Origin of the sequence: Ligilactobacillus pabuli (assembly GCF_022836475.1) — a bacterium.
Classification (GTDB): Bacteria; Bacillota; Bacilli; order Lactobacillales; family Lactobacillaceae; genus Ligilactobacillus; species Ligilactobacillus pabuli.
Map to the genome: position 1 here is coordinate 1 of NZ_BQXH01000035.1, position 9,655 is coordinate 9,655.

Genomic DNA, 9,655 nt, shown 5'->3' on the forward strand with positions numbered 1-9,655 from the left:
GTTGACCAAAGCCAATGACAATTAGAGGTTATCATGTAGTGTCCAACAAAGAAAGTAATAATAATCACTAAAACTTGATTTAAAAGATAATGTTTAATTTTAATAATACGAGGTTGTTTTGAAGTGAAAAATGCATGACACAAACTCTAAGGAGCGACGTGTGATGCATTTTTTTCAGCCGAAAAATGGGTGAAATGAGTGGCTTTTTCAAGTAATCTGGTAGATTTTGTGAAAAAAAGTTGTAAATAGCTCTGGCTGATATGTTATAATTTACGGTGAAGTTTTACTTTTGTATTTTAGTGGAGGCATACCTGTGAAAAAATCCGATACACGGTTCAAGGAAGTTTTCCAGATCGCATTACCCTTGTGTATGAGTTACATTCCAATTGGATTAGCTTGTGGAGTGTTATTGAATGCGGCAGGATTTAACTTCTTAATGACTGGCTTGGTCTCCTTACTAGTCTTTTCTGGTGGAGCCCAGTTTATGATTGCTTCGATGTTAACGATTCACGCACCAATGCAGACCATTTTATTGATGTTGCTGTTTTTGGAGATGCGCTATGCATTACTAGGATCAAGTTTATCTCAGTATGTACGTGGAACGAGTAAAAAATTTTTGCTGGTCTTTGCAGCATCGATGAACGATGAAAACTACGCAGTCAACTATTTGAAATTTGCGACTGATAAAACCTGGACAGCTGAAAATGCTTTATTAGTTGAGCATTTATCTTTGCTATTTTGGACATTGTCTAACTTAGTTGGTAGTTTGGCAGGCGGCTTTATTTCGGTCAACCTGACCATCGTCGATTTTGCTTTGACAGCTTTATTTATCTACATGATCGTGATGCAGATCAAAAATAAGTTAACGATTTTGATCAGTATTCTCTCTGGTATCGTGGCAGTTCTTACCATGGTCTGGTTGAAGAGTACGATGGGCTTAGTTGTTGCAACTTTAATTGCGTCGTTGATCGGTTTTGCTTTGGAAGATCAGTTAGTGAAAAAGGGCAAGACCAAGGGCTTCTGGCTAAAGAAGATCAAGCCGAATGCCGGACGTAAGGAAATCAGTAAATCAGGAGATTAGCTTTATGAATGTAACTACTAATATGGATCATTTTATCTTGATCATACTTTCAATGTTGGTTGCTTTTGTACCACGTTACCTGCCAATGCGAATCTTTACTAGTCGGCAGATTCCAAATTGGTTTAATGAATGGATGAAATATGTCCCAGTTTCTCTGTTCACAGCTTTAGTGGTGAAAGATGTGTTTATGAACACGGAAACTTATGCCTTTGTGGGGGTCGACAATGTGGCGAAAATTCTCGCTTCCGTGATCGTAATGGGAGTTGCTTATTATTCGCGCTCGATGGGTCTGTCTGTGGTGGTTGGTTTGATTGCCGTTGCACTCTTGTCGCTGGTAGTTCCAGTTTAAAATGAAAAGATAATTCAAGACTGTCTAAATGATAGTCTATTTTTTTGCGCTAAAAGCAGTCTAGCGGCTAGGAAACAAGGCATTTTAACCGACTCAGAATTTTTATTTGGTGTTAAGTTGGTCAAATGGGGTGAATTTTTGTTAAAATGATTCTCGTAGGACGAATGAACTAGCAAGACTAAAACGAGGATGGTAAAACTGTCCCCAGCTTTGAAGTGTGGAGTTCAAGATGAAAAAAATTATTTTAGATTGTGATCCAGGACATGATGATGCCTTTGCATTGATGATGGCGGTGGCATCACCAGAAATTGACTTGTTAGCAGTGACAACCTCTGCCGGCAATCAAACACCTGATAAAACATTGAATAATGCGTTACGGATGTTGACATTGCTGCACCAAAAGCAAATTCCAGTTGCTGGTGGAAATCAGAAACCATTAATGCAAGATTTAATGATCGCAGATGATGTTCATGGTAAAACTGGGTTAGATGGCACTGATTTGCCAGACCCAGACTTTGAACCACAACCAGTCCACGCTGTCGAATTGATTGCAGAAACATTGCGGAATTCGACAGAAAAGGTGACGTTAGTGGTGACTGGTCCGCAAACTAATATTGCACTATTTTTAGGAGTTCATCCAGAATTAAAAGATAAAATTGAACAAATTGTGTTAATGGGTGGTGCGAAAGGCTTTGGAAACTGGTCACCCGCAGCTGAATTTAATATCGCTGTTGATCCGGAATCAGCTAAAATTGTCTTTAATTCAGGTATTCCATTAGTAATGGCTGGTTTAAATGTGACCCATCAGGCACAAATCTTAAAGGCTGATATTGAAGCGATTCGTGAAATTGGCAACCCAGTAGCCGTAGCGATGGCAGAATTACTTGATTTCTATGGTATTTATTATGGCCAAGACAAGTGGGGCTTCGACGGCATCCCAGTTCATGATCCAGTGACGATCACTTGGTTATTACACCCAGAATACTTTACTTCGATCAAGAGAAATGTTGATATTGAAGTGAATGGGACATTAACTCGGGGCGAGACTGTGGTTGACCAGTGGAATTTGACGGACAAACCAGAGAACACAGAAGTATTGATGGACATTGACCGCGAAAAATTTGTGAGTTTAATTGAAGAATGCTTACATGCATTTGACTAAAAAAACAGAGCGGAGCAGGGAGGACTCGAACACCATCGTAACTCAGGGACTAATGCGCTTTAGGCATTGGTTCCTGGGTTTGGATGGGCGGAAAGTCCTGCTTTGAGGAGCTCGACTAAGAAAACAGAGCGGATTAACCCGGTTAGAAGACGAGCAATAACAGGCTTTCGGGCATGATGCGTTTTTGGCATCGTGACAGAAAGCAAGTTAGGCGGAATCTTCTGGGTTAAGGAGCTCGACTAAAACAGAGCGGAGCAATTCAGCACTCAGCTAAGCTCTATTACGCAGGGAGGCGTAAGGTTGCAATACTTTACGGAAAAAATCGTAACACCGTTATCAAAGACGGCAACTTTAACTGGATATGTTTTAGACAACAGCCAAGAAATTGACCAAGATCGGGTCAGACCCGCAGTGATTGTGGTTCCTGGCGGCAGTTATCGCTTTACTTCGGATCGTGAAGCTGAACCGGTAGCAGTCAAAATGAACTCACTGGGCTGTCAAAGTTTTGTACTGCGTTATTCATGTGCACCTGCACGGTATCCTACGTCTTTGTATGAATTGGCGACCGCCGTTGCCATGGTTCGTCAGCATGCCGCAGACTGGCACGTTGATCCGAATAAGATCATTGTTTATGGTTTTTCTGCTGGCGGGCATTTGGCAGCAAGTTTAGCCACAAAATGGGACCAGCCTGAATTAACTACTGCTGGTTTTACTGCCGCTGAGATCCAGCCGAATGGGTTAGCCTTGGCATATCCAGTGATCACCAGCGGCCCATTTGCCCATGAAGAATCTTTCCAATTATTACTGGGAGATGAGCCTTCAGACGACCAGCTCCAGAACGTTTCTTTGGAACATCAGGTTACTGAGAGTACACCGCCAACCTTTTTGTGGACGGTAGATGATGATGCAGTTGTACCGATGGAAAACAGCCTGTTATTTGGCAAAGCACTTAAAAAGGCTGGTGTTAGTTGTGAGCTCCACGTTTTTGCCCATGGTCAACATGGAATGAGCATGGCCGATGGTCAAACAGCCGGCCCAGCCAGTCCAGAAATGATTTCAACTTCTGTGGCAGTCTGGCAGACATTATTTGCCCACTGGTTGTCAGAAAATTTTAATTAATGAAAAAGCCAGCTGTAGTTTGCGTTAGATACGCAGAGCTACAGCTGGCTTTGTTGTGCAGTGGTGATTCATTACAGAGCAGCAACACTAATTTGAAATAAAAGTTGGTCAAATTAGTTGATGACCAGTCACTGCAAAACTAGCCGTCAATAATTGCCAAGAGGCGGTCGCTAATAAGAGACTGCCAACTGTGTCGCTGACAAAATGGGCGTGCAGGTAGACTCTAGTAAAAGCAATCAAAATGATGACTAACCACCCAACAACGAGCACGATGTGTAATTTTTGTGGTGAGACCTGAAACTTTTTCAACAAGGCCAGTCCGGTAAAGACTAGGATCAGAGTGGAAAAAGTATGTCCGCTTGGAAAACTAAAACCGCCGATCGAAACCAAACGGTGTAACGGTCGTGGACGTTCGATCAATTCTTTAACAACGTGATTTAAGAGGGTCAACGCACTGAAAGTTAATAAAAAATTTAGGCCGGTGTGCCATTCGTGATACCGACCTAAAAATACTGCGATGATCAGTGAGTAAACAGTCATCATAGCGGGACTAGCCAGGTTCGAGATGAAGGCGATCACGGCGGTCAAAGTTGGGGTGACTAATGGATGCAGCAAATTGATCGCACCCTGGTCGATCGTAGTGATCAGCGTTGTGTGGTGACTAACTAAAAAAGCAAGCAGCAAGAACAGCAGTAATGCTCCAGTGCCTAAGGCAAATTTACTGTAAAGACGTGACTTGGTCATAAAAAATTCCTTTCTAATCAAAGCTATGCTTATTATAGCGAGGAGTCTTTGAAAGTACCAGTTTAACGGATCGATGAAGCTGGTGCTCACGCAGGTCGCGACCACGATTTTTTAGCCATAGCAAAGGGGTAACGTTTTCAATCGCGCTAGCTGGTGTGCTATGATTAAGGTAAATCAATTCCAAGAAAGAAGTGGTAAGATGGCTGCGCAAGAAAGTGACAGGCATTCTAGTTCTGGACGACATTTTGGTCCTGAAAGACAACCACGACATGGGGTAAGTCAGCTATTGACGGTCTGCTTAATGGTGACACTATTGTGCTGTTTGGCAGCGGTCGGTTCGAAAAAAACGGTGTTAGATCAATCGTTTACCACCACTCAAATGGTAACCACTAAAAATGTTGCAGCAGTTCATAAAGGGTTGGCAGCTAGTTTAAATGCCTTTGTGACTGAAGGCGACTCACAGTTTGATTTTACGGGTGACCTATTAACGAGACAGCAGGTTAAGGATGATTTAAATGCGGTCCTTGCCAACGTTTATACTGGTAGTCAGCCACTGACTTCTAAGAAGATCGTCGACCAGGTTGTTGCTAATTTTGTCACAGAAGCCACACAAAAGGGCGTGCCTTTGCAATCAGAACAATGGCTTAGCTATAAAAGTAATTTTGTGGCTCAGGTGCAAATTTCACTTAATAATCAAATGAATAGTTCAGGTCTGCAACAGGCCCGGCAGTGGTTAAAAGTTGGCCAGAAGTTTATGCCAGCCTTTCTGACCGTCAATTTGATCTTAAGTGCAGCTTTGGCAGTGGGGTTATTAGTTCAAACACGGTCACTGTTCAGGTTTAGCCATTATTGTGGAATTGCAGCTTTTTGTGCAGGTTTGTTGGGATGGCTTGCAGTTCAACTGCTTAAATTGAGTGGTGTGGTTGAAAATATTGCCGTGGCTAGTCGAATGTACCAGACGATCGTGACCAGCTATGGGCAAGCCGTATTAAAGGTCTTTGACCAAACGGCAGCTACTATGATTTACGCAGGACTCGGCTTACTAGCGCTAGCGTTAGTTGGACGGATTTTGCGGCAGAGAAAGTAACCGGCAAGTTTTATGCAGGTTTGTGGCGAATTAGGGGCAAATTCTGCTATAATAAGGAGCGTTGTACTCAAAATTAAGTTTTGAAGATGAAAGGGACTACGGAATGAAGTTTACCTGGCAAAAAGATGACCAACTAGAAGAAACGCTCCAAAATTTTTTGAAGCGTCAAGGTGTTAGTCATCGCATGTTACGAACTGTCAAACAAAGGCAGGGGAAAGTTTTATTAAATCATAAACGGAAGTCGTTAACTTATGTTTTGACCCAGCCGGGTGAAGTGACTTTAATCTTGAAACCAGAGCAGTCAGATCCTGCAGTGCCGCCTAGCACTGAGTCATTGACCATTTTGTATGAAGATTCGAACTGGCTGGTGGTGGACAAACAGGCGGGCTTAAACAGTGTTCCTGGACCGGCTAATCGAACAGATACTTTAGTGAACCGCGTCAAGGGTCATTTGGTTGAGCAAAAAGCCAAGGATCTGGTGCCTCACGTGATCACTCGTCTAGATCGATTTACCAGCGGACTGGCGTTAGTTGCCAAACACCGTTTCGCTCAAGGATTGATCAGTCAGCAATTGGAAAATCATCAGTTGGATAAAAGATACCTGGCCTTGGTAGAAGGTCGGCTAGAAGAAGAACATGGCAAAATTGACCGTCCCTTGCGCCAAGTCCCCAATGGTTTCGCACAAGAAGTTGATCCAGCCGGAAAACGAGCTTTGACGGAATATTGGGTCAAACAACGCTTTGGTACAGCAGCAACTTTAGTAGAAGTTAAGCTGCATACTGGACGGACTCATCAGATTCGGGCACATTTTAGTGATTTGGGTTATCCGTTAGTTGGTGATTCATTGTATGGCGGCCACTTACAGTGGGGCATGGAACGACAAGCACTACATGCGTTCCAATTAGGCTTTGTTGACCCGTTTACTCAAGAAAAACGAGAATTTCATAGTCAATTGCCTGCAGATATCCAACAGGCATTGTTACAATTAGAGAAGTTACAGTCAGAAAAAAAGAGCAAGTAAATTAGTTGCGGTAAATTAATACATGAGGTGAACAGTTTTGACCCCGAAAAAAGAGGATTATCTAAAAATTATATTTGAACTGGGAGGAAAGCAACGTAAGGTCAGCAACAAGCAAATTGCGCTCAGCTTGGATGTTGCAGCCGGTTCGGTCACTGAAATGGTGATCAAGTTAGTTAAAGAAGGGTTAGTAACTCACGTGCCATATGCGGGAATTTCGTTAACAGCTGCTGGGATCGAGTTGGCAGAAAAGTTAGTCCGCCGGCACCGCTTATGGGAAACATTCTTGGTTTCCAAGTTAAATTACAAATTAGCGGATGTCCATGATGATGCAGAAGTTTTGGAACATGCCACAAGTGACAATCTTGTTAAACATTTGGATGATTTTTTGGAACATCCTAAGGAATGTCCCCATGGCGGGATGATCCCTAGCATCGATGGCGAATATGAAGAAGAAAGTTATGATTTGTTGATCGACGCTGAGACGGGTTCGACTAAAGAAGTGGACCGTTTTGTAGATAATCATGAACTATTAACTTATCTGGAAGAGATCAATTTAAAAATTGGGGATAAATTTACGGTGGAAGAGCATGTCCCATTTGAAGGCCCAATCAAGGTTAAAATGTTGGATACTGGCAAAGAATTAAGTATCAGTTATAACTCGGCGCACTACATTTTTGTAAATTAGTTGAAAATAGTTTCAATTAGCTGTATCAATTACGAAAATTCTGTGTTACAATTATTTTTGTAGTTTGAATAGGTTTTTTTGGTAAGGATGTTTCATAATTTCCTCCATAAAGCGCCGACTAGAATTACAATTACACGTGCCGAAAGGCGCAACAAGGAGGATCCATTATTATGGAACAAGGAACAGTTAAATGGTTTAATGCAGACAAAGGTTACGGTTTTATTACACGCGAAGACGGCAGTGATGTATTCGTACATTTCTCAGCTATCCAAGGTGACGGCTTCAAGACTTTAGACGAAGGCCAACACGTAACATTTGACGTTGAAGACAGCGACCGCGGTCCTCAAGCAGCAAACGTTAACAAAGACTAATTTAAAAATAGAGGAGACAGGCTCATTTCGAGCTTGTCTTTTTTTTATACATAAATTGTGGGAATGCATTTGGGCTTGCAGTCGTTGTTTTGGGAAAGCAGAGTTCTCAACTGGGCTTGCGACCGTCGTTTTAGGGAAACAAGGTTCTCATCCCAGTTTGCGGTCGTTATTTTGGGAAAACAGAGTTCTCAACTGGGCTTGCGGTCGTTGTTTTAGCGAAACAGAGTTCTCATTCTAGTTTACGGTCGTTATTTTATAAAAACAGCGACCGCAACCGAAGTTGAGATTACGTCATTTCACCTAATCAGTGTTAGGATCTTAGTTTTCCGACATCGATTAGGTCAAACGATGTTCAATAGCAATTACTTAAAAAATTACTCCACAAAAATAGGGTTTAGCATCTTGAACGATGTTAAACCCTATTTTTTTAATCGGTATTGATCTCGTTACTGTCACTTAAAGTGCTGCCAGTTTGAGCAGGAGAGAGGTCTAACGCCTTTCTCAGCAAATTAGTGACGCGCTGTTTTTCATTACCGTCAGGAACCTCGAAAGATTGACCGCCAATCATTTTGGACTGTCCCTGCAGGTGAGTGGAATTCATGTGGTGGGTGGCCTTACGATAGCGAGCGGCTACAACCAACATGTCATTGAAACTCATGTCTGTCGTGACCTGGTTGGAGATCGTTTTTAAAAACTTAGCGTTCAGTAGACTTTTAACCGAAGCGGCTTTAGAGGCAACTGCCATTAGGACTTGACGTTGGCGCTGCTGGCGGCCGTAATCACCTTGGGGGTCCGTGTAACGCATGCGGACATAGGCCAATGCTTTTTTACCATCCATTTGCACCTTTTGCCCCTTGGTGAAGGAATAGCCGCCATAAGAAAAGGTAAGTGTTGGTTCAACTTCGACACCACCGACAACGTTGATCAGATTTTCTAACCCGCCCATGTTGATCGTGGCGTAGTAGTCGACCGGCACATTTAAGTATTTTTGGACCGTTTGAACGGCTGAAGCCGAACCGTCATAAGCGTAGGCAGCGTTTAATTTGGACGGATAATCCTCTTCATGTCCACTGACCGCAACTTCGGCATCCCGCGGCAAACTAACAAGGGTCATGGAAGAGGTCTGGGGATTTAAGACAGCGAGGACTAAGGTGTCAGTCCGTCCTTTGTAGGTTCGTCCTAAAGCTCCTGTATCAGTCCCCATCAGTAAGACTGAAATTGGCCGACCGTGATGCAAAACCTTGTTGGTCTGCCTGGCTTTTTGAATGCCAGTGGGATGATTGATCGAATTGATCGTGGAATGGACCGTGCGATATTTTTGTAAAATAAAATGTCCGCCAAATAGTAAGATGGCGACTACAAAAAGCAGCAGCCAAAAAAAACAGCCCTTACTGCGACGGTGTTGCTCATGCTGGCGCCGATGGGGCGAGTCTGTTGGTTGTTCTGGTGGAACGTTGTCGTCATATTGTTGTCTTCTCCGTTGAGTCATGGGGAAACCTCCTGAAAAAATTAGCAGTTTGCTTGGAAGGAACTGTTAGCTAGATCCTAGTCGCTAAGCAGCTTCCACTGCTGGAAAATAGTTGATAAATTAGTACTGTACGAGCATTGAGCCGTGAATGTTGTCTTGATAATCATAGTTTCTCTTGCCTGAACTTACAACAATTATACGTCAGATTGAGAAATTTTTAAAAAGATTGCACTGCTTGGCGAAAAGTTCTGGTTAAATCTTGCATATTCGAGACAAGCGGAGTTTAATTTGCTTGTTTTTTAACATATAATAGGAGATGAGAGACAAATTAGCTGGACTACTCATCTTGGTATGAGGGACTGTTTAACCGCTGGCGAGTGGGTGACTTTTTTTACTGATGCTTTCGGCGAAATGCCCTTGACTTTAGTCGGGGGATGGATAGCCGTAGCGTACACTGTACGCTACTTAAAACTACACATTGTTTTAAACTAATAAAGTGCTATGCTAAGGAAAAGATGGTGAAATCAATGGCTCCGATAGCTTTTAAAGTTCGACTATATCCAAATCA

General features: G+C 42.7%; 10 protein-coding genes. 8 read left to right on the top strand and 2 right to left on the bottom strand.

Going from position 1 to position 9,655, the window contains the following annotated elements; genetic code table 11:
* Positions 1 to 370: 370 nt before the first annotated feature.
* The 4 genes from LPAF129_RS10725 (at position 371) to LPAF129_RS10740 (ending at position 3,711) form a co-directional block, all read left to right on the top strand.
* On the top strand, positions 371 to 1,081 hold the full coding sequence (locus LPAF129_RS10725) for an AzlC family ABC transporter permease (protein ID WP_373875050.1): 711 nt from the start codon (positions 371 to 373) through the stop codon (positions 1,079 to 1,081).
* A gap of 4 nt (positions 1,082 to 1,085) precedes the next feature.
* Positions 1,086 to 1,430, top strand: coding sequence for an AzlD domain-containing protein (locus tag LPAF129_RS10730; protein ID WP_244057065.1), 345 nt, complete (start codon positions 1,086 to 1,088; stop codon positions 1,428 to 1,430).
* A 229-nt stretch (positions 1,431 to 1,659) separates the two neighbouring features.
* A complete protein-coding gene (gene rihA, locus LPAF129_RS10735; RefSeq protein WP_244057068.1) occupies positions 1,660 to 2,592 on the top strand; it encodes a pyrimidine-specific ribonucleoside hydrolase RihA in 933 nt (310 codons plus the stop codon).
* A gap of 300 nt (positions 2,593 to 2,892) precedes the next feature.
* Positions 2,893 to 3,711 (top strand): alpha/beta hydrolase, encoded by an 819-nt coding sequence (locus tag LPAF129_RS10740; RefSeq protein WP_244057071.1) that lies wholly within the window; start codon positions 2,893 to 2,895, stop codon positions 3,709 to 3,711.
* Between the two features lie 108 nt (positions 3,712 to 3,819).
* On the opposite strand, the gene LPAF129_RS10745 is transcribed toward LPAF129_RS10740, so the two are convergent.
* Positions 3,820 to 4,455 carry a phosphatase PAP2 family protein gene (locus LPAF129_RS10745; RefSeq protein WP_244057074.1) on the bottom strand — a complete coding sequence of 212 codons (636 nt, stop codon included), beginning with the start codon at positions 4,453 to 4,455 and terminating at the stop codon, positions 3,820 to 3,822.
* 160 nt (positions 4,456 to 4,615) lie between these two features.
* Between LPAF129_RS10745 and LPAF129_RS10750 the strand changes: the two genes are divergently transcribed.
* The 4 genes from LPAF129_RS10750 (at position 4,616) to LPAF129_RS10765 (ending at position 7,619) form a co-directional block, all read left to right on the top strand.
* Positions 4,616 to 5,542, top strand: a complete 927-nt coding sequence (locus LPAF129_RS10750) for a hypothetical protein (protein ID WP_244057077.1) — start codon at positions 4,616 to 4,618, stop codon at positions 5,540 to 5,542.
* Positions 5,543 to 5,645: 103 nt separating this feature from the next.
* Positions 5,646 to 6,563, top strand: a complete 918-nt coding sequence (locus tag LPAF129_RS10755; RefSeq protein WP_244057080.1) for an RluA family pseudouridine synthase — start codon at positions 5,646 to 5,648, stop codon at positions 6,561 to 6,563.
* Between the two features lie 37 nt (positions 6,564 to 6,600).
* On the top strand, positions 6,601 to 7,248 hold the full coding sequence (locus tag LPAF129_RS10760; RefSeq protein ID WP_244057083.1) for a metal-dependent transcriptional regulator: 648 nt from the start codon (positions 6,601 to 6,603) through the stop codon (positions 7,246 to 7,248).
* Positions 7,249 to 7,418: 170 nt separating this feature from the next.
* Positions 7,419 to 7,619 (top strand): cold-shock protein, encoded by a 201-nt coding sequence (locus LPAF129_RS10765; protein ID WP_244057086.1) that lies wholly within the window; start codon positions 7,419 to 7,421, stop codon positions 7,617 to 7,619.
* Between the two features lie 427 nt (positions 7,620 to 8,046).
* Here LPAF129_RS10765 and LPAF129_RS10770 read toward each other — a convergent pair whose 3' ends face one another.
* Complete coding sequence (locus LPAF129_RS10770) at positions 8,047 to 9,108, bottom strand: LCP family protein (protein WP_244057088.1); 1,062 nt, start codon at positions 9,106 to 9,108, stop codon at positions 8,047 to 8,049.
* Positions 9,109 to 9,655: the final 547 nt, after the last annotated feature.